The following is a 24,498-nucleotide window of genomic DNA, read 5'->3' as shown; positions in this document are numbered from 1 at the left end:
TTATAGGGTTTTTAATATAAAGTATGTTCTACTTTTTAACAAATATACTGAAAATAGTAGAAGTTGTACTTGTTTTAGTTTTAAAGACTTATAGAGTGATGAAATAGTATAATAACATTAACCATCCAATGACCATACAAAGTCCACCAATTGGAGTGATAGGACCTAATATTTTAATTTTTTTTCCAAAAGTTCCACTCAATGTTAGTCCGTAAATACTGAAAGAAAAAAGTAAAACTCCAATACTGATTATATTACTTGCGTGTCGTATAATTTCGGCATTTGGCATTAAACCAAGAATCAATAGAAGAATAGCATGATACATTTGATATTTTACGCCTACTTCAAAACTTTCAAGCTGGTCCTTATTCATATGTTTTTTTAGAGCGTGTGCTCCAAATGCTCCAAATATGATAGCAAGAGCGCCATAGATAGAACCGATTATAAGTGGAGTTGTATTTGTGATTAGCATATTATAAATTAATTTAAAGTTAGTTGTCCTAATATTTCTTCAGACATAAATGGGCCTCCAGGATATCTTGCTGTGTAATCTAAATTTAGCCAGATTTGTCCACGTTCGTCTATGTGATAATGAATTTCTTTTCCTTTACTTTCTTCTTTGAATAGTTCCTGCTTAATTAGATATATCACTTGTTCTAAATCTCCTTTATTAGGAATCAACATTTCAGGATACATATGTTCTTTAGTATGTATTAATCTTGGAGTTCCGCCAATTGCTCTAATTAATGCTGCCATTAAAATTGAGTAGTCGTCACAATCGCCTGAGAAGTGTTGTAATGATTCAGAAGCCGTAGCAATATATTCTCTACCTTTTGGATCATTTACATAGTTCCATCGTGATCTCACCTCTTTAAATATAGCCATTGATTGAATAATTTGACGATATTGATAAGCATTTGGCACATTTGTAAAATGCTTTCTTGTAGTAGCTAAAGCAAAGTTTCTTACTTCTGGTTTATCGTATTCAATAGCACTTATAACCTTACTCTTATTAGGAAAAGGGAGTAGTTTGGAGATAATAATATCTTGTGGAGAAGGATTTTCTGCCATTGAAAATATCATTGCTCTGTAATCTTCATAAACGGAATTATATCCATAGCCTCCAAATAACGATCCATAAATTAAAGCTCCTAAATAAATGAAAATAAGAATAAATAAAACTGTTTTCATTTTTTGTAGCAAAAATTGTAATACGGCTACAATAGCGATAAATAGGACAACACGGTCAATATGATATTGCCAGTCTGGATCAATTAAGTTTTGATGTGCAATTATAAAGATAGGAATCGTAATCAAGACGTTAAGAATAAGTATAACAATATTGTCCCAAGGCTTCGGAAGCCTTAGGTACATATACCATTTCTTTTTTGAGGAGTTATTCAATTCTTGATTATGCGTCATTTTATATTTGCTCTATTATAGAACGACTTTTTTGTAATCTGTAGTATGTGGAATAAGGTTTAATTCTTTCAATTGAGTTTGAACTTTGTCAAAATTTTTCTCTGAAAGCTGTTTTTGAGACCATTTAGTTATCATTAACCATTCTTTGATATCTTCAATTTGTAGATTAAACTTAGTTGCTAAAGTTCTGTCAATACTTGGAATATGTTTAAATTCACTTGTAGTCATATTTATACATTCCAATAAGTTGTCTATTAAACGTTTGTTTTTTGATGCAAACGTTTTAGTTGCAACTACAACAAAAGAAGGCCAGGGAGTAGGGCAGTCACCTAAACGTCTAAAAATTTTCTGGTCAACTAATGGTTTAGTCATAAAATGTTCCCACATAAAGTAATCAGCCTCACCATTAGTAAGTGCAACCACAGCATTATCTATATTGTTTACAATGACAAACTCTAAACTATTGATATCCCAATTCATCAGTTTAGCGTGAACGATAGCCATAAGATGAGAGCCTGAGCCGAAGCGACTTATGGCAATTTTCTTTCCTTTTAGGTCTTCTATTTTGGTATACGGTGAGTTTTCTGCAACATGTATTCCCCAAAGTAGAGGAGAAGCCACATATTCTTGAATAATTGTAGAGTTGTTACCATCAATTATATCTTTGATAATCCCTTCAGTCAGAATGACAGCTAAATCAGTTTCCTCATTGCGGAGCATTTGACACATTTTACCTGTTCCTTCAGGAATATCTTGCCAATGTAAATCAATTCCAAGCTCATTAAATTCCCCGTTTTCAATACATAAGTGCCAAGGAAGATTAAAATGTTCTGGCACTCCTATAATATTTACTTTTTTCATTTTTACTTATACATTTTACTGCTAAGATAGTAAAATGCGTAATGCTTTGGCGAATAAAATGGGTAGAAATAAAAAAATCTCTACTATAGAAAACAGTAGAGATTTTTGGTGTTTTATTCAGGTTTCATAGAACCTTTATCTTTAAATCTAATGTGGAATTTGAAAGCTTCTTCTAAAATGTGAGGAGTATGTCCTTGATTTAGTTTTGCTCTTTCAAAGTAATCTCTTAGTTCAGCTTTGTAATCAGGATGAGCACAGTTTTCTATAATAACTTCGGCGCGTTCTCTTGGCGATAAACCTCTTAAGTCTGCTAAACCTTGGTCTGTAACTAAGATATCAACATCATGTTCTGTATGGTCTGTATGTGAAACCATTGGTAACACGTGAGATATAACGTTGTTTTCTTTAGAAGCAGCTTGTGTAACGAAGATACTTAAATAAGCATTTCTTGCGAAATCTCCAGAACCACCAATACCGTTCATCATTTTACTACCACCAATATGAGTAGAGTTTACGTTACCGTAAATATCAAATTCAATAGCTGTGTTAATTGCAATAATACCCAATCTACGGATTACCTCAGGAGCATTACTGATATTTTGTGGTCTTAAAACAAGCTTGTCTTTATATTGGTCAAAGTTCTTAATTAATCTTTCATAGCATTCTTCTGTTACTGTAATAGACGAACCTGAAGCAAATACCATTTTACCAGAATCAATTAAATCAAAAGTACTGTCTTGCAATACTTCAGAGTACATTGTAAGGTCTTTAAAAGGACCATCAATAAATCCAGTTAAAACAGCATTAGCTACTTTACCAATACCAGCTTGAAGTGGAAGTAGAGAATGTGTTAGCTTTCCTTTTTTCACTTCTTCTTCGAAGAACTTTAATAAGTGACCTGAAATGGCAGAAGTTTTAACGTCTGGTTCTGGCAATAGAGCAGGAGTATCTTCAATACTTGAAAATACAATACCAACCACATTATCAGGGTTTAAACGAATGAAAGTTTCTCCAATTCTATCTTCACAATTGTGAATAGGGATAATCTCTCTACGAGGTTGTTTAATAGGCACACAGTTGTCGTGGATACCCTCAATACTCAATGGAATAGCAGAGTTTACCTCAATGATAATTTTCTTTGCAACACTTGCAAAGTACGCTGAGTTTCCAATAGAAGTAGTAGGAATAATAAAACCATCTTCATTAATATAAGTAGCCTCGATAATAGCGACGTCTACTTGTGGTATATGTTTTTCTTGTAACTGTTCTATTGTTTCACTCAAGTGCTGATCGATGTATTTAACCTGTCCACTATTAATAGACTTTCTTAAAACAGCATCAGCTTGAAAAGGCATTCTACGAATTAGAGCATTATTTGTTGCTAAATCAGCATCAGTTGTTTGTCCTAATGATGCACCAGTAATTAAAGTAATTGCAACATTTTCTTCAGCTGCACGTTGAGCAAATGCTGGTAAAACAGATTTACTATCACCGGCTTTAGTAAAGCCACTAGCTCCAACTACAGCTTGATCATGAATTAGGAGAGCTGCTTCTTCTGCAGAAATAATTCGTTCTCTATACGGAGCGAATTTTATTCTCTCTAATCTCGAGTCTTCTTTCGTCATTTCAAATAAAAATTTTAAGCACCTTAAATTTAAGGATATTTATATCAAACAATCAAATAAAAAAGAGTCTTACATAATTTATGTATTAATTAGTAGTATTTACCATATTCAATTCTATTTATGCTGTTAAAATTAAGATAGCAAAACTAAAGTTTTGTGTTTTGTATTTTTCACTGAATTTAATTCAAACCTTTAGGAGGGAATGATTGATAGATTCGCAAAAAAAAGCCTTAAAACGGGACTTGTAACCTATAATATTCATTTTTTAGTCAAAAAGTGACGTTATTATGTCGTTGTTGGGACTTGGTTTTTGAAAAATATTTAATAGTAATTAAACTTGTGGAATTACTGGTAGAAATTCCAGACTAAGGAAGATATAAAGTGTAAATAAAAGTTCAGTAATTAATTTGGCAAATATTTTTAAGAGCTATATAAGTGGAGTTATAGCACAATCCTTCGAGGTTTCTCTGAGAGTTGTTCGACAAAATGGCTTTCAGCCCACTATTCTCGAAGGAATGTCCCACTATTGTCGGAGAATTGTCTTAAAAGCATTAGACAAGAATAAAGGAGGTTTTTAGCTGTATGCTTTATATATAAAGGAGTTAGAGAGAGGAGAGCATTGAAAAATGTTATATAAGAAAGTCTGTGAATGGATTGTTTTTAACTAAAAAAGGAAGCTGAAATAATAGAAAATGAAGTGTTTATACTCTTTTGTGTACATTTTTTAATTAAAAAATGTAGAGATAGAATCTAAATTAGATTGAAGTGGTGGTATATAATGAAATAAAAAAAGCTACATTTTTACAATGTAGCTTTTCTATAATAATATTTGATGGAGCCCTAAAACTATTGAGCTAACTTATCTAATGTATATATGATCAATTTATCAACTGCAGCATAAGGATCTTCTGAGAAAGTACCATTAGCTCTATTTGCAATAATTGTATTTAAAGAAACCGCATGGTGTCCTAATAACTTACATAAACCATAAATAGCAGAAGTTTCCATTTCAAAGTTAGTAACTCTGTAATTTTCGAACTTAAAGTTGTCAATTTTGTGGTTTAATTCAGGATCTTGAATAGCTAAACGCAATACACGTCCTTGAGGACCATAGAATCCACCAGCAGTACCAGTAATACCTGTGTAAGTAAGGTCAGATGCTAATTTAGCCTCTAATTCAGGACTGTTTTGTACAAAGTAAGGACGTCCTTTTCTTAAATCCCAATTAGTGTGCTCGATAAAAGCATCCTCCATTGGAACGTTGATGATTTCGTCAATAACGTAAGAACGCATTAAGTTATCAAGACCTAAACCATATTGAGATAATACAAAACTATTAACAGGGATATCAGCTTGAAGTGATCCAGAAGTACCAATACGAACAATATTTACTGAAGTAAGTTCTTTTTTAATTTCTCTTGTTTCAAAGTCAATGTTAAACAATGCATCAATTTCGTTGATAGCAATGTCAATATTATCAGGACCGATACCAGTTGAGATTACAGAAAGTCTTTTACCTTTATAAGTACCTGTTGTTGTTTTAAACTCTCTTTTTTGTGTAGAGAATTCAATATTATCAAAGTGTTTAGTAATACGATCTACACGATATTGGTCACCAACAAAGATGATATCAGTAGCAATATTTTCAGGTCTTAAGTTTAAGTGATAAATACTTCCGTCAGGATTAAGTATTAATTCAGATGATTTTATCTTCATGATCTATTATTTTGATTATGAGCCTACACGTTTAACTTTGTAGCCTTCTTTAATTAAGTATTCCATTATTTTATCTCTGAAATTACCTTGAATGATAATCTCTCCATCTTTAGCGCTTCCTCCAACACCACATAAGGTTTTAAGTTTTTTAGCTAAAGTTTTTAAATCGTCATCAGACCCTTCAAAGCCTTTAATTATAGTGGCTATTTTACCACCTCTATTTTTTTTATCTAAATGAGCTTCAAGTCTTTGATCTTTATTATTAAGTGTCTCAACACTTTCTTCTTGTTCAAATTCAAAATCTTTATTGGTAGAAAAGACAAAGCCTCCTAAGTCTTCCAAGCTATTCATTTTTTTGCTCATAGATAATATTAGTATAAATATAGAGTTGTTAATATCTGATTACTATCAAAGATACGAAATAAGTAAAGGTTTAAAAAGACAAATGTCCTAAAAACGATATAAAAAAGGAATACAATAGTAGAATTACTATGTGATTAAAAACAAAGAGGAAGTAAATAAATACTTCCTCTTATGAGTCTTATTATTGTTTGTTTGATTATTTGATCAATCCTAATTCTACAAGTCTTTGGTGTAGAAATTCTCCTGATGTAATATCGTCATACAATTTAGGGTTGTTGTCATCAATACAGTTCTCTAAACAGTTCAATGGCATATCGCTCACTGGGTGCATAAAGAAAGGGATTGAGTATCTTGAAGTACCCCATAATTCTTTTGGTGGGTTAACTACTTGGTGAATAGTAGATTTCAATCTGTTGTTAGAATGTCTTGATAACATATCTCCAACATTGATTACTAATTCATCTTCAGCAGCGATTGCATCAATCCATTGCCCATCGTGGTTTTGTACTTGTAAACCTCTACCTTGAGCTCCCATTAATAGAGTAATCAAGTTAATGTCACCGTGTGCTGCTGCACGCACTGCATTTTTAGGTTCATTTACAATAGGTGGGTAGTGAATAGGTCTTAGAATACTGTTTCCGTTTTTAACGAACTTGTCAAAGTAGAACTCATCTAAGTCTAAGAATAGAGCTAAAGCTCTTAATACATAAACACCAGTTTTTTCAAGCATTTGGTATGTTTCTTTACCAATAGAATTGAAATTAGGAAGTTCTTTTACTTCAACGTTAGCTGGGTAAGTTTCCTCTAATTTCGGATCATTGTCAACATACTGACCAAAATGCCAGAATTCTTTTAAATCTCCTTCAGTTCTTCCCTTTGCACTTTCTTTTCCAAAGGCTACATAACCTCTTTGTCCTCCAATGCCAGGAATTTCATACTGTTCTTTAGTCTCCAAAGGAAGATTAAAAAAGTTACGAACCTCTGTGTATAGATTTTCAACTAATTGATCATCTAAAAAGTGTCCTTTTAATGCTACGAATCCAATTTCTTCGTAGGCTTTTCCGATTTCATTTACAAACTTTTGTTTACGTACCGGGTCATCCGATAGGAAATCACGTAAGTCAACACTAGGAATGTTTTGCATTTTCTAAGTTGTTATATATGCTTACTTGAGTTATTTGTCGCAAAAGTAAATTATTTTTCCACAAAATGATGTTGATAAGTCTATAAAATTTATTGATTGTAATTAATAAACGACAAAAAAGTACACTTTGTGACTATTTCATTTCTTTAAAAAACGTATTCTCCCTATAAAATATTTTTAAGAGTAGTGAAAATGTGACGTTTTTTTTTATAAATTGCTTCAATAACTGATAAAATAAGAAAAAGATGAAATTACCAATAGAATTAAAAGGAAACGAATTTGTTGTGTTGGTTACAGTAGAAATAGACCATAAGTATGCAGTAACTAACTTAGAAGAGTTTTATACCACATTGCCAAAAAGTTTTAAACCAATTTTTAAGAAGGCAGAAGGTTCAACTATTCGAATTTATTGCATTTGTGATAAGGAAGATGATTTTATGTTCTGTTTAAGACAAACAGGATACAAGACAACACTATTATAATTTAATAGTGTTTTTTTTTACTTTTGTCCAAAATAATATGATGAGTAAAAAAGTAAATAAAACGAATGCAATTCGTTTTTTAGATAGTAAGAAAATCAATTATGATCTTTTTGAATATGAGATAGAGGATGGTCTTATAGATGGTGAATCTGTATGTGCAAAGTTAAATGTTGCTGCAAATGAATCGTTGAAGACATTAGTAGCGAAGGGTAAAGGGAATTCTTTTTTTGTGTTTGTCGTTGCAATTGATAGAGAACTTGATTTAAAAAAAGCAGCAAAAATATCAGGAGAAAAGAAGATTGAGATGTTAGCTGTCAAAGATTTGCTTGATGTTACAGGGTATATTCGAGGAGGATGCTCGCCAATAGGAATGAAAAAGCATTATGCAACTTTTATAGATGAAAGTGTAAAAGACTTAGCTAAAGTGTATGTAAGTGGAGGAAGAAAAGGAATAAGTATCGGAATAGATCCAAAGGTATTAAAAGATATTACTTTAAGTGAGTTTGGGGATTTGACATAAAAGCTAAGTCATTTAATTAAAAACAGAAATGAAACAGTTATAGTATTGAAAAATAGCTTTGTTGTATTAATTTTATGTTATAATTTGTCAAATGTTGACGTCACGTGATTTTTTATAATTGCAGATGTGTTATCTTTGCAACCGAAAAGAATTAGGGTTTAATAAATTGCAGTGTATATTGTTAAAAAAAGCATAAATTAATGATAAATTTAAAGTTTGGCATTAGTTTGGATTTACCTTTGTACATTGAAAATAGAAAAATATGATATTGGCATTAACAGTTTCATTGTTTCCATCTTGTGGAGTTGACCATGTAAAGGAGAAAAATTATAAAGAGGGCAGTAATAAGCAAATTGATTTGTTGAATAAAAACGATCTTGATGGTACGTTTTTTAAAGCAGTTGCTCAAGATTCACCTCAGGTAGTTTCTATTAGTAGAAAAGGTATTGTTTATTCAAGTACAAAACCAAATCAAAAAATAGTGTTTCCTTTTGTAGAACCTTTGGTTGATGGAGAATGTAGGATATATAAGTCTCAAACTAAACATGAAGAGATTGAAATAGTTATTTATGAAGATGAGACAGCACGTGAATTTGCTGATGGTAGATTTGATCATTCTGTTGCAGTTAGATTAGTTAAGAAAGTTGATGATGTTGAAAACATTAATGATTTCGCTTGTTTTGGACATTATATTTATACGGAAAAATTATCAGGTAACTGGATTTTTCAGTCCTATGAAGATAAAAGGGTAGAGGAATTAGGGATTAATCAAATACCTATGATTTGTATTGATATCAATACAAGAAGTTTTTCTGGAAGTGGTGGCAACCATATGATTTATGGTGATATTCGTTGTGAAGGTGATTCTATATTTTTTAAAGTAGTTTTATCTCCGGAATATGTTACAGAAATGTATCAAAAAGAAAAAGAGTTACTTTCGGTATTGGATAGTTGTGATAAGTTTGAATTAAAAGATGATTACTTATATTTATTTGAAGGCAATAAACAAAAATTGACTTTTTTAAGAGATACTTATTCAATGTAAGAATTATAATGATACTTAATAAAAAATGGAGAACTATGAGTTCTCCATTTTTTTTATCTCTTCAATAGACATTAAATCGGGTCTATCTTCTGTTTTTTTGTATGCATCTACAATTTTCTTAACTAAACGGTGTCGTACGATGTCCTTATCATCTAAATACAACATTCCTATACCGTCTACATCTTTTAATATATATAGTGCTTCTTTTAGGCCAGAGGATACTTTGCGTGGTAAATCAATTTGTCCTGGATCACCTGTAATTATAAACTTAGCATTTTTTCCCATACGAGTTAAGAACATTTTCATTTGAGAATGTGTTGTGTTCTGAGCTTCATCTAATATTACAAAAGCGTGGTCTAAAGTTCGTCCACGCATAAAAGCAAGTGGCGCAATTTGAATAACTCCTCTTAAAATATAATCATCTAAAGTTTGAGGAGGAATCATATCTCTTAATGCATCATAAAGTGGTTGCATATAAGGGTCCAACTTTTCTTTCATATCACCAGGTAAAAAACCAAGGTTTTCTCCAGCTTCTACCGCGGGTCTTGTCAGAATTATTCTTTTAACTTCTTTATTTTTTAATGCTCTTACAGCAAGGGCAACACCTGTATATGTTTTACCCGTACCAGCAGGCCCTACAGCGAAAACCATATCGTTCTTTTCAACAAATTTTACAAGTTTATGTTGATTTGGAGTTAGGGGTTTAATGATTTTACCAGAAACTCCGTGAACAAGAATATCGTTAGACGGGAGTGAAGGTGGAGCGCTATCCATTACTAATCTTTCGATTGCATTTTCATCAATACGATTATATCGCGTAAAATACTTTATAAGTCGGTCAAAACTCCTTTCAAATTCATCAAGAACCTCTGGATCTCCATAAATTTTTAAGAAATTACCTCTTGCAACTAATTTTACTTTTGGATATAGCTTCTTAAGTATATCTAAATGAGTGTCTTGTGGTCCCCAAAAGTCTTTGGGACTAAAATCTGTGAGTTCAATTATCCTTTCGTTCAATACCAATGAGAGTTAATTAAAAAAAATAATCTAATTTTGTAGTTCAAATCTACTATAAAAAAACCATTTTTCTTAAAAATATATTGAAAAATAAAAATGCAAAGAATAATTACACTAACGACAGATTTTGGATATAGAGACCATTATGTAGGAGCTTTGAAAGGGAAGATCTATTCAAATATCATTGGATGTAATTTGGTAGATATCTCACATGGAATAGGGAAATATAATACGGAAGAGGCAGGATTTGTTATTGGTGCAGCTTATAAACAATTTCCTAAGGGAACAATTCATATCATTGCTGTTGATGCGTCTATTACGGAGTATTCTAAAGCTCTTTGTGTGAAATATGATGGACATTATTTTATTACATCAGATAATGGAATAATAAGCGTTGTATTAGGGAATAATGATTATGATGAGGCGATTTTCATAAATCACGATGGAATTATGAAATCAAATGATATTTTTGTTTATTGTGCTTATCAATTACACGAAGGAAGAGCTTTGAGAGATATAGGTGTTTTTACAGACACTATTTATGTGCCTAATCGTTTAGCAAGTAACCTTGTTGTGGGAGAAGACCGAATTTCAGGAAAAGTTATATACGAGGATTCTTACGGAAATCTTGTTACAAATATTACAAAAGAGTGCTTTGAATCTTTAGAAAAAGGAAGGGAATATGCCGTACGCTTTAAAGATTATAGAGTGAATAGGGTGAGTCATTATTTCGCAGATTTTAAAAATGCGGATTGGGCATCTTTAAGGGATAGAGCGGGAGAATTAGTCGTTTTATTCAACGATGTTGACTTGTTGACAATTGCTTTGTTTTATTCTAAACCTGATTCACCAGGAGGTACACCTCGTAATTTGATGAACATTAATTTGAACGATAGTATCGTAATTGATTTTAATCAGGAAGAACAAAATTAAAGAGAAAGATATGTTTATAAGAATTGTAAAGTTGACTTTAAAAGAAGATAGAATTAATGATTTTCTTGATCATTTTAATTCAGATAAGGAGAAAATTCGCCATTATCCAGGCTGTCAATTTTTAGAAGTATATCAAGATAAACATCAAGCTAATATTTTCTTTACCTATAGCTATTGGGATGAAGAACAGAGTCTTGAAAATTATAAAAAATCAGAATTGTTTGGACAAATATGGCCTAACGTGAAAACAATGTTCAAAGAAAGGGCAGAGGCTTGGAGCGTAGATAAGGTTGTTACTCTAAATTAATAGTTTTATGAAAGCAATTTGTCTTAGAGAAATAAAGTCCTTCTTTGGTTCATTAACTGGTTATTTAGTTATAATCAGTTTTTTAGCTATTAATGGAGGCTTGTTGTGGTTCGTTGATGGAGATTTTAATGTTTTGCAGAGTGGATTTGCAGACTTATCTCCATTTTTTAATTTAGCACCTTGGGTATTGATTTTTTTAATTCCAGCTGTTACTATGAAGAGTTTTTCAGAGGAAATTAAAAATGGAACTATTGAATTATTGTTGACCAAGCCATTGAGTGTTTGGCAAATAGTTTTAGGGAAATTCTTTGGAGTATTCTTTTTGATTGTTTTAGCTATTTTACCAACGATTGTTTACGTTTTTGTATTAAAGGACTTAGTGTTGCCAGGTCAGTTTTTTGACTTAGGAAGCATAGTTGGGTCTTTTATTGGACTACTTTTTTTAGTTAGTAGTTATGCTGCAATTGGTGTGTTTTCATCTTCAATTACAGAAAACCAAATCGTTGCTTTTATAATTGGAATAGTTTTATGTGCTTTCTTTTCTATAGGAATTGATATGATGTCTGGAGTATTTGGAGAATGGTTTGCAAAAACAGGAATGTTCTATCATTTCAGAAGTATATCAAGAGGTGTTTTAGATACTCGTGATTTGTTGTATTTCGGTTCTGTCGCTACTCTATTTCTTGGATTTACCGTTTTTAAAATTAAAATGCTACGCAAATAATGAAGAAGTTTTATAGAAAGGACGTTTCGTTACTGTTAAGGCTATTCGTTGGGTTGGTAGTTTTAAATGCTTTAGGGGCTTATTTATATGTTCGACATGACTTTACTCAAGATAAGCGTTATACTTTGTCTAAAGCCACTAATAACATTGTAGATAGAATTGAAGAGCCTATAGAGATAGATGTGTTTCTAAAAGGTAACTTTCCACAAGAGTTTAGAAAACTACAAAGCGAGACAAAACAGTTGTTAGAAGAGTTTCAAGCTCGTAATTCTAATGTGCGTTTTAGATTTATAGATCCAAGTGAAGAAGGTGGTTCACAAGAACAAATCTTGGAAGAATTGTTTAATTTCGGATTAAAACCTGTTACTGTTTCTGTTAATGATAAAGGGACTCAGAGTCAGCAATTAGTATATCCTTGGGCTATTGTGTCAAAAGGAGAGAAGGCTACTCGTGTTCAATTGTTGAAAAATTTAATGGGGGCTAATACAGAAGAGAAAGTGATTTCTTCTGTGCAACATTTGGAATATGCTTTTGCAGATGCATTGCATAAAGTTACAGAAGAGAAGAGTAAGAAAATTGCGATTCTAAAGGGTAATGGCGAATTAGAGGATATGTATATCGCAGATTTTTTGATGTCTGTAAGAGAGAGTTATCATATCGCGCCGTTTACATTAGATTCTGTAGCAGTAGCTCCACAAAAAACATTAGAGCAGTTAAAAGAGTATGATCTTGCTGTTATAGCAAAACCGACTAAAGCCTTCACAGAAGAGCAGGTAGAGGTTTTGGATCAGTATATAATGAATGGTGGGAAAACAATGTGGCTGTTGGATCAAGTACAAGCTGATTTTGATAGTTTGAAAAATACTGGTTCCTTGTTAGCTTATAATAAAGACCAGAGTTTAGGGGAGATGCTTTTTAAATATGGTGTGCGTTTGAATGCTAATCTTGTGAAAGATGAGATAGGTACTCCAATTAAGTTGGCTATTGGAAAACAAGGAAGTGAAACACAATATGGGGATTTTGTGTGGAAGTTTGCACCATTTGTTTATCCAGAGTCAGAACATCCGATCGTAAAAAATATAGAAGGAATAAAGCTTGATTTTGCCTCGTCAATTGATACATTGAAAAATGGAGTGAGTAAGACAGTATTGTTAAGTTCATCTAAGTACTCAATGTTGGTTGGAGTGCTAAACGAAATAAGTTTTGAAGTTTTAAATGAAGAAACAACACCCGAGCTTTTTGAAGGTAAAGGGAGTTATATAATGGGGGTTTTATTAGAGGGTAGTTTTACTTCTGTTTATAAAAATAGGGTTCTGCCATTTAGTTTAAAAGAACCTCAATACGAAAGTAAACCAACGCAAATGGTTGTAATTTCTGATGGAGATATTGTTCGTAATCAAGTCGATAGTAAAGGTACTCCGTTAGAATTGGGATATGATCGTTGGGTAAATAAGCTGTATGGAAATAAAGAGTTTTTATTAAATACAGTGAATTACTTGTTAGATGATAACGGCTTAATAGATTTACGAACAAAAGAAGTAAAGATACCAATGCTTGATAAGATGAAGGTCTCTCAAGTGTATAATACTATACAATTAATGGTTTTAATTATTCCAATTGTGATAGTTATGGTTTTTGGTGTTATATTTATAGTGTTAAGAAAACGTAAGTTCGTTAAAAAGTAGTCTAATATTGCTTTTATAATTGACAATTATCGAATATATTTGTGGCTGTAAAAGCATTTTACATATAAAATAATTATAGTATGAAGTTTATAGTATCGAGTTCCTACTTGTTAAAGCAATTGCAAGTTCTAGGTAGTGTAATCAACAGTAGTAATACCTTACATATTTTAGATAACTTCTTATTTGAGTTAGATAATAATATATTGAAGGTTTCTGCTTCGGATTTAGAAACTACAATGTCAGCTACTTTAGAGATTGAATCTACAAGTCAAGGAAGTATAGCTGTTCCTGCTAAATTGTTGTTGGAAACATTGAAAACATTTCCAGAACAACCTTTGACTTTTTCAGTTAAGGAAAACAATACCATTGAAATCAGTTCTGATGTAGGTAAATATGTGTTAGCTTATGCATTAGGAGAAGAGTTTCCTAAAGCTGAGTCTTTAGAAGATCCTTCTAAAACAGAAGTTCCTGCTGGAGTATTAGCAACAGCAATTAGTAAAACTATCTTTGCTGCTGGAAATGATGATTTAAGACCAGTTATGTCTGGTGTATTTTTTCAATTTTCACCTGCGGGATTAATTTTTGTTGCTACAGATGCTCATAAATTAGTTAAGTATTCAAGAGCAGATATTACTTCTTCAAATGAAGCAAGTTTTATTATGCCTAAGAAACCATTGACTATTTTGAAAAACATCTTAATGTCTTCAGGTGCAGATGTAACAATTGAGTTTAATGAATCAAATGCACAGTTTGCTTTTGAAAATTACTTCTTAACTTGTCGTTTGATTGATGGAAAATATCCTAATTATGAGGCTGTTATTCCAAAAGAAAACCCGAATAAGTTATTGATCAACAGAACACAGTTTTTAAGTTCGGTTAGACGTGTGGCTATCTATGCTAATAAAACTACACATCAATTAAGACTTAAAGTTGCTGGTACTGAGTTAAACATTTCTGCAGAAGATATTGATTATTCAAACAAAGCAGATGAGCGTTTAACTTGTGATTATCAAGGTGATGATATGCAAATTGGATTTAACTCTCGTTTCTTATTAGAGATGTTAAATAACTTGCAATCAGATGAAATCTTATTAGAGATGTCATTGCCTAATAGAGCAGGAATTTTAACTCCAGTAGATGGATTAGAAGATGGGGAATCTGTAACTATGTTGGTTATGCCAGTAATGCTAAACAATTAGTAAATAGTATTCTCTTATCTGAATAGATATATTTAAAAGGATCTTTATTTTATAAAGGTCCTTTTTTTATAGAGTAAATTTTAGAAATGGACGGTATTTTACAAAGTAAGTTAGCTTTTGTTTTTAGATTCTTTTAACTGAGTATATTTCTGTATGGAATTAAAAGCTGTCCATATAATGTAAGAGAGAATAAAAAGCGAACTTGTTAAGGAGATTACAAGTATGAAAATTGTAATTAAAAAAAGGTTGTCAGTACCGGTATATAAATTATTTGCAATACTATTAAATGAGTATATACTAATTTTAATTAGTACAAAAGCTATTATTGCTAAAAATATATTAGTGAAAAATTTCATGTGAAGTACTGTATAGTATTATTGTAGTAAAAAGTATGCCATTCTTTAATAGTAAATAAATTTTATTAAATGCTTATTATTTCTATCTGGAAAATGCAATATTTGCTTAAAGTAATAAAGAGTTTAGTTGTTATTTCTATTACATTGCTAATTCTATATTTGATATATCAGTGAGTGTGCTCTTGTGTGAAAGAGTAGTGTCACCATTGATTGATATACCTAATAATGATTGGAGGATATTTAGATGTCTTTTATACTCTTTTCTATTGGTTAAATACATAAGTTGATTATTGATTATAAGATCTATTTCCTGTGATTTATAATGAAGTAGTTCATTATCATTAATTTGAAATAATCGTTTTATAATCTTTAAATCAATAATGTGTTCTTCTTTAAAATAATGGTGTTTTTTAATGATTTCATTTTTGATATCAATAAGCAAGCTTAAAAAATATTTTTTTAAGCTTTGTGCATTGTATATGCCATTGTTTTCTAATAAAGAGTAAAAACCTAAAGAGGTAACATTATCACTAATGAGATAGTTAATTGCTTTTTGTGTAATGATATTATCACTTTTAAGTAGTTGAATTGATTCTTTAATATCTGAATTAAATTGTATCATAAGAGGTGTTCTTTTTTGATTTAAGTTGACTACAAAGGTAGGTTATAATGTTAAAATTGTGAATTTTAATTACATAATTATCTTAAATTATATAATTTATAACCAAAACTACCTTGTGTTGAGGTTTATTGTAATTAGTGTCTTTTTTTTCTTTTTTATTAGTATTAATGTCTTTTTTAATGAAAATTATCTATTGAAGATAATTGGCAATAATGAAAAATGAACGTTTTTAAAAAGTATCACTTAGAAATAAAGACAGATTTATGTAAAAAGAACTTGTATAATGAATATATTTAATACCTTGAGGTTAATTTATATTTTATGTCTTAAGTTAGTTTATGATTGAGATAGAAGCGAGTATCCACGATCCTTTTTCTTTAGAAATTAAAGTAGGGTTTAAGACGGATAAAGTAGGTGAAAAGAGAGAGTTTGATATTAATACTTGGATGTTTATTCCAAATTCTTTTGATATCAATGCCTCAACTTATTTAAAGCAACAGTTTTATTCAGACGTGAAGTCTAAGGTTAGATTTATTACGCCTGTATTTCATTTAAGGGAGATCGCAGATAATGGTGCTATACCATTAAATAATTTACGCGCATCGATGAATTTATTAAATAAAACAGCAGATGATCTAATTGAAAATAGTATGGAATACGAGTTTCAATTAAAAATGTTTATGGCTATTTTCAGAAGTTCAATAAGAGACAGCGTAAGTGAAATTAAAAACAAAAAATATACAAGTGAGTTATCTGATTTGTGTTCAGAGTATATAAAGAATTTACAAGGAATTATCGATTCTTTTAGAGAAGTAAAGGAATCAATTAAAGAGTTTGAAGGTAATTCTGATATAATGAATTATTATAGCTTTGGTAATGAATTCTTATCCTATTCTTCAGTGAATCATACATTCCAATTGATGGATGTCATAAAGGACGTTAAGGATAATCTTTCTACTGGTATATATAAAGAATTAGTTGATTCAATTATAAGAGAGAAAGAATATAGGAAATCAGAAGGGTTTTTAGATGTATTAATTGGTGATAGGGAAAACAATCAAAAGGTTGTCTATCGTCACGATATGCTTAATAAATACGTTGAATCTGATTTAGTATTGGTGTCTAATAAACGAAAAGATGAAGATGGTGTAATTGCGCAACAAATTTATTATAGTATAGCAGCTGGTGTATCAATGATTTTTGCTACTATGATTGCATTTTCATTTCAACAAAAATTCGGGAATTTCACAATGCCATTATTTGTAGCTTTAGTAATTAGTTATATGCTAAAGGACAGAATTAAAGAGTTGATGCGATTTTACTTTGCAGGAAAATTAGGCGGTAAATATTTTGATAATAATACTGTGATAAGTGTAAAAGATCAGAAAATAGGATGGATGAAAGAAGCTTCTGATTTTATAACTGAAGATAAAGTTCCAGAAGAGGTTTTGAATCTTCGTGATCGATCGGCTTTATTAGAAGTGGAGAATAGAATTCATAATGAGAAAATAATGCTATACCGAAAAAAAGTGTGTTTAGAAAACAGTAAGGTACTACAAGAAAGTACATATGCTTTTGATGGTATACACGATATTTTAAGATTTAATATTACTCGGTTAACACAAAGAATGAATAATCCTTATGTTTCTCTGTATACACTTAAAAAAGATGGAGAGCCTGATGCGATCTTAGCAGATAAGGTATATTATTTAAATATTATTTCTCAGATTAAATATGAAGATAAAGTTGAATATAAGCGTTTTAGATTAGTATGTCAACGTACAGGAATACAACGAATTGAAGCGTTGATGTAATTTTTAAGTTAAAAGATATAATCGTCTAAATGGCTCTTAAAAGGGATTGGAATATCTCTTTTAATTTGATCTTCAAATAGAATAAGAGAGTTAGAGTAAGATTGTAATACATCTAACAGTGTATCATTAGACTTTAATTTTACACATAATTTATATATAAGTATATTGCCCTCACTTATTGTAGAATGAAGGGAAAAGTATTCTATTTCTTTACGTGGTATTAAATGTGTGTATAAATCATCAGAAAAACCAACTTCATCATTGTTTTCGTCAATCCAAATGAATGTTTTATTGTGTGATATCTCTTGTATAAATGTAGGGATTCTATAAATATTAGGGTTTTCCTTATAAGCTTGAGTGTCTAAATAAATAGAATCATCCAAAGTAGTACAATGACTTATAGCAAGTTTTTGTGTATGTTTAGGATAAATAACAGATTCAGGGTATTCCTTTAGATTGGTAACTAAGAAAAACACCTTCATATTACCAGCATCTAAAGAGGCAGGATAAGCATTTGATAGATAGAACTCTTGATTTTCTGTTTGTATAGTAGTGCTTAAAATATATTCGTTCTCTTCAGTTTTATTAAGTTTTAAGCTATTTAATTCTTTGTAGTTTAAAAGTAGATTTTTGAGCTCAATGTAAGGTTTGTTGCAGGGGTCACTGTTTTCACAATATGAAAAGTAAGAGCTAACTGCAATATTTTTTCTATGACAATCATAAAAAGAAAAATTATTTAAGATAACATCTCCAACTCGTACTGGTGTAGTAAAAGTGTACTTAATTAAGTCGTCTTCATTGTCAGGTGTACAGACTGCTATTTCTTTTAAATTAATGACTTCGTCATAAGTTGTATCCCAAGATATAAAAGTTCTTTGTGAATTTTGAATTTCATAACCTTCTACTATATCAGTAGATGTTTTACTGTCTATAATAGTGTAATTTGTTTCGTTTTTTCTTGCCCAAATGAATAGATTTCTATCACAAAATGTAGTGCTTGTGAATTCAGGTAAGAGTTGTTTTGAAAAGCCTAAAACAATTGATAATTGCTCAAAAGTGTTAGCGAAGTTTTCAGAAAATATAGGGATATAACTATTATGTTTACCTGCAATAAACAACAATCCTTTGTTGTTTATGCAGGTAAAGTATAGAACTTGTATGTCGTCAATAGACTGATGACAATTATAATAGTTGATTTTATTTTTACTTATTAAATAACCATTTTCTATATAAATAACATCTTCATTTTTTAATAGAGAGTAATTGTCCACAGAAGTAATCCTTTCTCCTGTAGATACATTAGGTTTTAAAAAATGCTTGACGTACTTAAACATAAAAACTACTATTTTATAAAAGCAATTTTAGCTGAATCTAAAATGTTTTCACCTGAATAGCGGTAACAGATAAGTTTACCGTCTTTGGCGATGCTAAAATCCAGACAACAAACGTTATCTTTTAATACTGTAGGTTTCTGATTTTCAGAATATGGCATCCAGTAGTGACCAAAGAAAACAGGTTTTTCACCTTGTTTATAGTAGCTTTTCTCTTCTGATTGAAATGGTGTATTGGGCAAATTATCGATTGGGTGTATGCTCATATTGCTATAAGTCATTTCTTGAGGGTTTTCCCACCATTTAATACGGAATTCAGTTCTTAAAATACGATCATTATCAATAAAGCTCAACCCTTCAGGTAGAGTCGCTTCTTTTCCTTTTAAAGCGTGTTCAACAGCTAAATGAAGTTCCGTACCCATAGTACTTGATTCTTCTAATAGTTCATCTGTTAAACAATTATTGACTAACTTCTTTTTAAGGACATCAATCCCTTTATCATCCCAACAAGCGTGTACAGCTCTAAAACTATCATTCTCAAAGAAAAGAGGAAGTGTTTTAAACCATTCAATATACATTTTATACAATTCAGCGTCTTGCATAAAAGCTGCCATTGTAACCGCGTGTTGATTAAAGTTTTTCTTGTTATGTGGACGAAGGTATTCGCCCTTAGAAGATTTTGTGTTGTAACAAATAGCGTTATACTCGTGGTTACCCATTAGAGCAATGGCTTGATTGTTATCAACCATTTTCTTTACTATATCAAGTACTTCAATTACATTAACTCCTCTGTCAATATAATCTCCAATAAATAGTACTTTTCTTTCAGGATGTTGAAAATAGCCATTAGAAGTGGTGTATCCTAAAGCTGATAAAAGTTGTTTTAAATCGTTACTGTGACCGTGAATATCTCCAATGATATCAAAGTTGGTAAAGTTTGTTGTTATGCCGTTCATAATTAAATTAAATATCAATACTAAAAGTACGATAATTTATTCATATATGACTGTTATTGTGGGTAAATAAAGACATTAAACTTGTAAAGTATCTAAAAAGTAACTTTTTAGTAATACTTGCTTATAGAATTGTAATAATAGAGGTGGAGGGAGGTATAGTAGGAAAAATAAGGATAGGGTATAAAAAAAGCCACTCAATTAAGAGTGGCTTTATAATTAGTTTCCTTTTGCAAGTTCTTTCATTTCTTTTTCGATCATATCATAGAATTGATCGATTTTTGGTAGAAGAACGATTCTTGTTCTTCTGTTTCTCGCTTTGTTTTCTGCGCTGTCATTATCAACTAATGGCACATATTCTCCACGTCCTGAAGCTACTAATTGACCTGGGTTTAAACCAAAATCACTTTGTAATACTTGTACGATAGAAACTGCACGTTTAACACTTAAGTCCCAGTTGTCTCTCATCATAGCGTTTTTGATTGGCACATTATCAGTGTGTCCTTCAACCATAACTTCGAAGTCTGGTTTGCTTTTCGCGATAGCAGCAACTTTAGCTAATACTTTTTTAGCTTTATCGTTAACTTCATATCCTGCTGTTTTAAATAATAATTTATCAGCAATAGAAATGTAAACAACTCCTTTTTCTACGTTTACTTGAATGTCCGGATCGTCAAAACCTACTTCTTTCTTAACGCTTCTTACTAATGCTAAAGTAACAGAGTCTTTCTTAGTAATTGCATCTTGTAAACGAGAGATTTTTAAATCTTTCTCTTTTAAGCTTTCTAAAGATTTCTCAAGGTTTTCAGCCCCTTTAGAAGATAACATTGTTAAGTTACCTACATTGCTAATTAAGTCATTCGTGTTCTTTTTCAAGTGATCAACTTGATTTGCTAATGCGTTCTTTTCTGCTAAAGTAGAATTTAATTTAATAGTACAAGTGTTTAATAAATCTTGAACTTCTTTATTTTTTAATTCTAAATCAGCAATCTTTTGTTTAGTACCACATGATGTCATTACTAAAGCTAAAACTGATAATCCTAAAAATACTTTTCTCATAATTAAAAAAATGATTGAATTGTTATGTCAAATATAGCAAAATGCGTGCAAAATAAGAAGCGATTGAATAATTATTTTGTTTCGAATATTTTAAAATATTCTTTCTGATTCTGAAGATAATACAATTTTACTATAGACTTTGTTTTATAATAATCACATTTTGGCGTTTTACTGACTTTGTTTTTGAAGCTTGAAATACGCTTGTAAAATGCAAAATGTGAGCGTACAATAGCAAAACAGTGCTTTGGCTGAAACATTAGCATATATCTTACTCCTGCAATACCGTCTAAACATAACCGCAAAAAGATTGTACTAAACTTTCTCTTCTTAGGTAAGTTCTTATATAATGTCAATAGTGAGTTTCGAAAATTTAAATATGTTTTCTTTGGACTTTGGTATTGTAGCGTAGCCCCTCCAACGTGGAAAACTGTGGAAAATCCACAATATTTAATGTGGTGTCCTATATTATGTGCACGCCAACATAAGTCTATCTCTTCTTGATGGGCAAAGTAGTCTTCATCAAAACCTCCTAATTGTTGGTAAACTTCGTTACGAATGAAGAAACAAGCTCCAGATGCCCAAAAGATATCAGTAATGTCGTTATACTGACCATTGTCTTGTTCTATTGTGTCAAATATCCTCCCTCTACAAAAAGGGAAACCATATGAATCTATAAAACCACCTGCTGCACCTGCATATTCAAAATGTGTTTTTCTTTTATAGTCTAATATCTTGGGTTGAACAATTGCTACTTCTGGTTGACTATCTAATATCTCTTGCACTGGAGGTAACCAATTTGGGGTAACTTCGATATCAGAGTTAACCAAAACTAAGTATGGTTCTTTGATTGACTTTAAACCTTCATTATATCCTTTTGCAAATCCGTAGTTTCCTTGATTTACAATAATGTTAATCGTTGGAAATTCTTTTTGTAATACATCTATAGAGTTGTCTGTAGATGCATTGTCGATCACGTATATATTAGCTTGTTGTGAATTGTCTATAACGGAAGGTAAAAATTGCTTTAATAACTTTTCTCCATTCCAATTTAAGATAACAACCGCAAATTTTTTATTCATAATACAGTTCTTATAACCCAGTTTTATAATCGGGTAAGTTTTTTAAAAATATGTATTTACTTTGCTCATAATCCATCTTACAATAGTAGTGATTAAGGCCGTTTGTTACATATAAAAAGTCGGCTCGCAACTGAAAATTGTATCGAGCTATTTGGTCAAATGTTTGTTGCGTAATATTTATTTGTGGAGCTTTGCATTCAATTAGGATTGCAATCTCACCATTGGGTTTAAATACAACTACGTCGTAACGCTTTGTCATTCCGTTAATTCGCACTACTTTTTCTACACTTATTAGTGAAATAGGGTAGTTCTTAACGTATAGTAAATCGTGAACAACGTGTTGGCGAACCCATTCTTCAGGAGTAAGTAGTATAAACTTTTTACGAATAACATCAAAAATAGATAGCTTATTTTCACTATTTTTGAACCTGAAATCAAACGAAAGAAAATTAAGTCTTTGCATAATGCAAAGATATTTTTTTTTCTACATGGATTGAGCAATTTAATAAAACTAATATTTTGGATCAAGTTAAAGAGATAATTAAGGGTATAAAATCAGGGCAAACTGCACCGATATACTTTTTAATGGGCGAAGAGCCTTACTATATAGATAAGATATCTGAATATATTGAACAAAATGTATTGACTGAAGAGGAGAAAGGGTTTAATCAAATGGTGCTTTACGGAAGAGATGTTACTATTCCGGAGATAGTGTCTAATGCAAAGCGTTTTCCTTTGATGGCAGAAAAACAGGTTATTATTGTTAAAGAAGCTCAAGAGTTGGTAAGAACTATAGATCAACTTGAAAGTTATGTTGCAAACGTACAACCTTCTACAGTATTAGTTTTTTGTTATAAATACAAAACATTAGATAAGCGTAAAAAGGTTTATAAGGCTATTGAAAAAGCTGGTGTAATTTTTGAAAGTAAGAAACTAAGGGAGTATCAGATTGAAGGATGGTTAAAAAAACACCTAACTTCTATTGGGTATGATATTGAGCCAAAAGCTTTGGCAATGTTGGTGGAATTCTTGGGTACAGATTTATCTAAGATTGCAAATGAAATTAATAAGCTTACTATTATTTTACCTAAAGGGACTCAAATAACTGGAGATGTTGTTGAAAAAAATATTGGTATTAGTAAAGATTTTAATAATTTTGAATTAATTAAAGCAATTGTAGATCGCAATCAGTTAAAAGCTTATAAGATTGCTAATTACTTTGCTCAGAATACAAGAAATAATCCAATTGTATTAACAATGGGACTTGTGTATTCTTATTTTTCTAAGCTTTTATTATATCACGGGTTAAAAGACAAGTCGTCTGCCAATGTGATGAAACAATTAAAGGTTAGTCAGTATGCTATAAAAGACTATGAAATTGGCTTTAGAACTTATAAGATGAAACAAGTAAGTGCAATTATTGCACATTTAAAAGACATTGATTTAAAAAGTAAGGGAGTAGGAGCTCAAGCAATGCCCCACGCTGACTTGTTGAAAGAGATGTTGGTTAAGATTTTTAATTAAAAATACATATAATGGCTTACAAATTAAACAAAAACAGAATTTTAGGATATGCGACGTTGATTATGATTTTAATGGGAGTTCTATTAATCTGTTTGGGTGCATTCAAATACTCTGAAATAGCAGGATGGGGTTTCACAGCAGTTGGAATTGGTTTCTTTGCTATCGCTTGGGTCTTTAACGCATTGAAAGGTAGAGTTTAAATACAATACGAGTCATCTGGAAACAGATGACTTTTTTTATGCCATAAGGTGAAGTATTGAGCGTAGACTATAATGAATAACAAGCAATAGAAAATTGTTTTGAAATGTAAACGTTTGAGCCGTGTCTAAAAGGCTATATTATATAGGTAAAAAAAAATCTTGTAAACGACTCGTCTCACAGTAAGTCGCTTACAAGATTCTATAAAGCACTGCTTTAGATTCCAATATGATGTTCATACTCATCTTCTGTTTTGTCCTCTGCGTGGAATATAGAATTCGCAGGCGAAATAGCCTCGCAAGACGGACAAACGTATGCGTCGATTGATGGATCATAATAGTTGTTTTCGTGATTGTTTTCACAAAAATCTTTTTCTGTAAATAGAGAATAATTTGTCATAGCTGTGAGCTTATTTATTTTGACTACAAATTACTATTTAAAACACAATACTACAATAGATTTATGAAATATTTTTGTTAATATTTCGGTAAAATATATCGTGTATTATTTAGAAAGTAA

26 protein-coding genes are annotated in these 24,498 nt (G+C 30.9%); 11 read left to right on the top strand and 15 right to left on the bottom strand.

Translation table 11 applies throughout. The features are described 5' to 3' along the window. Window positions 1–88 precede the first annotated feature (88 nt). From GQS07_RS11955 to GQS07_RS11925, 7 genes are all read right to left on the bottom strand, one after another. Window positions 89–472 carry a DUF423 domain-containing protein gene (locus GQS07_RS11955; protein WP_158211018.1) on the bottom strand — a complete coding sequence of 128 codons (384 nt, stop codon included), beginning with the start codon at window positions 470–472 and terminating at the stop codon, window positions 89–91. A gap of 8 nt (window positions 473–480) precedes the next feature. Next, window positions 481–1,422: a transglutaminase-like domain-containing protein gene (locus GQS07_RS11950; RefSeq protein ID WP_158211017.1), complete on the bottom strand. Its 942-nt coding sequence runs from the start codon at window positions 1,420–1,422 to the stop codon at window positions 481–483. Window positions 1,423–1,437: 15 nt separating this feature from the next. Next, window positions 1,438–2,283, bottom strand: coding sequence for a substrate-binding domain-containing protein (locus GQS07_RS11945; RefSeq protein ID WP_158211016.1), 846 nt, complete (start codon window positions 2,281–2,283; stop codon window positions 1,438–1,440). Window positions 2,284–2,396: 113 nt separating this feature from the next. Beyond that, a complete protein-coding gene (locus GQS07_RS11940) occupies window positions 2,397–3,908 on the bottom strand; it encodes a succinate CoA transferase (RefSeq protein ID WP_158211015.1) in 1,512 nt (503 codons plus the stop codon). An 846-nt stretch (window positions 3,909–4,754) separates the two neighbouring features. After that, on the bottom strand, window positions 4,755–5,624 hold the full coding sequence (locus GQS07_RS11935) for a nucleoside phosphorylase (protein ID WP_158211014.1): 870 nt from the start codon (window positions 5,622–5,624) through the stop codon (window positions 4,755–4,757). A gap of 15 nt (window positions 5,625–5,639) precedes the next feature. Next, window positions 5,640–5,987 (bottom strand): translation initiation factor, encoded by a 348-nt coding sequence (locus tag GQS07_RS11930; RefSeq protein ID WP_158211013.1) that lies wholly within the window; start codon window positions 5,985–5,987, stop codon window positions 5,640–5,642. Window positions 5,988–6,183: 196 nt separating this feature from the next. Continuing rightward, a complete protein-coding gene (locus tag GQS07_RS11925) occupies window positions 6,184–7,131 on the bottom strand; it encodes an isopenicillin N synthase family dioxygenase (RefSeq protein ID WP_158211012.1) in 948 nt (315 codons plus the stop codon). A 245-nt stretch (window positions 7,132–7,376) separates the two neighbouring features. Here GQS07_RS11925 and GQS07_RS11920 point away from each other — a divergent pair, with 245 nt between their 5' ends. The 3 genes from GQS07_RS11920 (at window position 7,377) to GQS07_RS11910 (ending at window position 9,178) form a co-directional block, all read left to right on the top strand. Then, window positions 7,377–7,613, top strand: a complete 237-nt coding sequence (locus tag GQS07_RS11920; RefSeq protein WP_090410308.1) for a hypothetical protein — start codon at window positions 7,377–7,379, stop codon at window positions 7,611–7,613. A gap of 37 nt (window positions 7,614–7,650) precedes the next feature. After that, entirely contained in the window at window positions 7,651–8,133 is a 483-nt protein-coding gene (gene ybaK, locus GQS07_RS11915) for a Cys-tRNA(Pro) deacylase (protein ID WP_233269274.1), read from the top strand. Between the two features lie 262 nt (window positions 8,134–8,395). After that, entirely contained in the window at window positions 8,396–9,178 is a 783-nt protein-coding gene (locus GQS07_RS11910; protein WP_158211011.1) for a hypothetical protein, read from the top strand. A gap of 33 nt (window positions 9,179–9,211) precedes the next feature. On the opposite strand, the gene GQS07_RS11905 is transcribed toward GQS07_RS11910, so the two are convergent. Continuing rightward, window positions 9,212–10,195 carry a PhoH family protein gene (locus GQS07_RS11905; protein WP_158211010.1) on the bottom strand — a complete coding sequence of 328 codons (984 nt, stop codon included), beginning with the start codon at window positions 10,193–10,195 and terminating at the stop codon, window positions 9,212–9,214. Window positions 10,196–10,291: 96 nt separating this feature from the next. On the opposite strand from GQS07_RS11905, the gene GQS07_RS11900 reads away from it, so the two are divergent. The 5 genes from GQS07_RS11900 (at window position 10,292) to dnaN (ending at window position 15,043) form a co-directional block, all read left to right on the top strand. Continuing rightward, the gene (locus tag GQS07_RS11900; RefSeq protein WP_158211009.1) at window positions 10,292–11,128 is read left to right on the top strand and encodes an S-adenosyl-l-methionine hydroxide adenosyltransferase family protein; all 837 of its coding nucleotides are present in this window, start codon (window positions 10,292–10,294) and stop codon (window positions 11,126–11,128) included. Window positions 11,129–11,138: 10 nt separating this feature from the next. Further along, window positions 11,139–11,435, top strand: coding sequence for a putative quinol monooxygenase (locus GQS07_RS11895; RefSeq protein ID WP_158211008.1), 297 nt, complete (start codon window positions 11,139–11,141; stop codon window positions 11,433–11,435). Window positions 11,436–11,442: 7 nt separating this feature from the next. Next, window positions 11,443–12,159 (top strand): gliding motility-associated ABC transporter permease subunit GldF, encoded by a 717-nt coding sequence (gldF, locus tag GQS07_RS11890; protein ID WP_158211007.1) that lies wholly within the window; start codon window positions 11,443–11,445, stop codon window positions 12,157–12,159. Then, window positions 12,159–13,844 (top strand): gliding motility-associated ABC transporter substrate-binding protein GldG, encoded by a 1,686-nt coding sequence (gene gldG, locus GQS07_RS11885; protein WP_158211006.1) that lies wholly within the window; start codon window positions 12,159–12,161, stop codon window positions 13,842–13,844. Before gldF ends, gldG begins: the two co-directional genes overlap by 1 nt. Window positions 13,845–13,924: 80 nt before the next feature. Continuing rightward, complete coding sequence (gene dnaN, locus GQS07_RS11880; RefSeq protein WP_158211005.1) at window positions 13,925–15,043, top strand: DNA polymerase III subunit beta; 1,119 nt, start codon at window positions 13,925–13,927, stop codon at window positions 15,041–15,043. 495 nt (window positions 15,044–15,538) lie between these two features. On the opposite strand, the gene GQS07_RS11875 is transcribed toward dnaN, so the two are convergent. After that, entirely contained in the window at window positions 15,539–16,021 is a 483-nt protein-coding gene (locus tag GQS07_RS11875) for a hypothetical protein (protein ID WP_158211004.1), read from the bottom strand. A 338-nt stretch (window positions 16,022–16,359) separates the two neighbouring features. Here GQS07_RS11875 and GQS07_RS11870 point away from each other — a divergent pair, with 338 nt between their 5' ends. Continuing rightward, window positions 16,360–17,835 (top strand): hypothetical protein, encoded by a 1,476-nt coding sequence (locus GQS07_RS11870; protein ID WP_158211003.1) that lies wholly within the window; start codon window positions 16,360–16,362, stop codon window positions 17,833–17,835. 8 nt (window positions 17,836–17,843) lie between these two features. On the opposite strand, the gene GQS07_RS11865 is transcribed toward GQS07_RS11870, so the two are convergent. The 5 genes from GQS07_RS11865 to GQS07_RS11845 form a co-directional block, all read right to left on the bottom strand. Further along, on the bottom strand, window positions 17,844–19,169 hold the full coding sequence (locus GQS07_RS11865) for a hypothetical protein (RefSeq protein WP_158211002.1): 1,326 nt from the start codon (window positions 19,167–19,169) through the stop codon (window positions 17,844–17,846). Window positions 19,170–19,177: 8 nt separating this feature from the next. Next, window positions 19,178–20,122, bottom strand: a complete 945-nt coding sequence (locus tag GQS07_RS11860; protein WP_158211001.1) for a metallophosphoesterase — start codon at window positions 20,120–20,122, stop codon at window positions 19,178–19,180. A gap of 216 nt (window positions 20,123–20,338) precedes the next feature. Continuing rightward, a complete protein-coding gene (locus GQS07_RS11855; protein ID WP_158211000.1) occupies window positions 20,339–21,178 on the bottom strand; it encodes a flagellar motor protein MotB in 840 nt (279 codons plus the stop codon). Between the two features lie 71 nt (window positions 21,179–21,249). Continuing rightward, the gene (locus GQS07_RS11850; RefSeq protein ID WP_158210999.1) at window positions 21,250–22,257 is read right to left on the bottom strand and encodes a glycosyltransferase family 2 protein; all 1,008 of its coding nucleotides are present in this window, start codon (window positions 22,255–22,257) and stop codon (window positions 21,250–21,252) included. A gap of 10 nt (window positions 22,258–22,267) precedes the next feature. After that, a complete protein-coding gene (locus GQS07_RS11845) occupies window positions 22,268–22,720 on the bottom strand; it encodes a type I restriction enzyme HsdR N-terminal domain-containing protein (protein WP_158210998.1) in 453 nt (150 codons plus the stop codon). A 56-nt stretch (window positions 22,721–22,776) separates the two neighbouring features. On the opposite strand from GQS07_RS11845, the gene holA reads away from it, so the two are divergent. Next, on the top strand, window positions 22,777–23,781 hold the full coding sequence (gene holA / locus GQS07_RS11840) for a DNA polymerase III subunit delta (protein WP_158210997.1): 1,005 nt from the start codon (window positions 22,777–22,779) through the stop codon (window positions 23,779–23,781). Window positions 23,782–23,792: 11 nt separating this feature from the next. Then, window positions 23,793–23,981 (top strand): CAL67264 family membrane protein, encoded by a 189-nt coding sequence (locus GQS07_RS11835; protein WP_090410321.1) that lies wholly within the window; start codon window positions 23,793–23,795, stop codon window positions 23,979–23,981. Between the two features lie 214 nt (window positions 23,982–24,195). Here GQS07_RS11835 and GQS07_RS11830 read toward each other — a convergent pair whose 3' ends face one another. After that, window positions 24,196–24,378 (bottom strand): hypothetical protein, encoded by a 183-nt coding sequence (locus GQS07_RS11830; protein ID WP_158210996.1) that lies wholly within the window; start codon window positions 24,376–24,378, stop codon window positions 24,196–24,198. Between the last annotated feature and the right edge of the window lie 120 nt (window positions 24,379–24,498).

The sequence above is a fragment of the Myroides phaeus genome, assembly GCF_009799805.1.
Classification (GTDB): domain Bacteria; phylum Bacteroidota; class Bacteroidia; order Flavobacteriales; family Flavobacteriaceae; genus Flavobacterium; species Flavobacterium phaeum_A.
The sequence above is the reverse complement of the archived record's forward strand: the minus strand, read 5'-3'. Positions and strand labels throughout refer to the sequence as shown.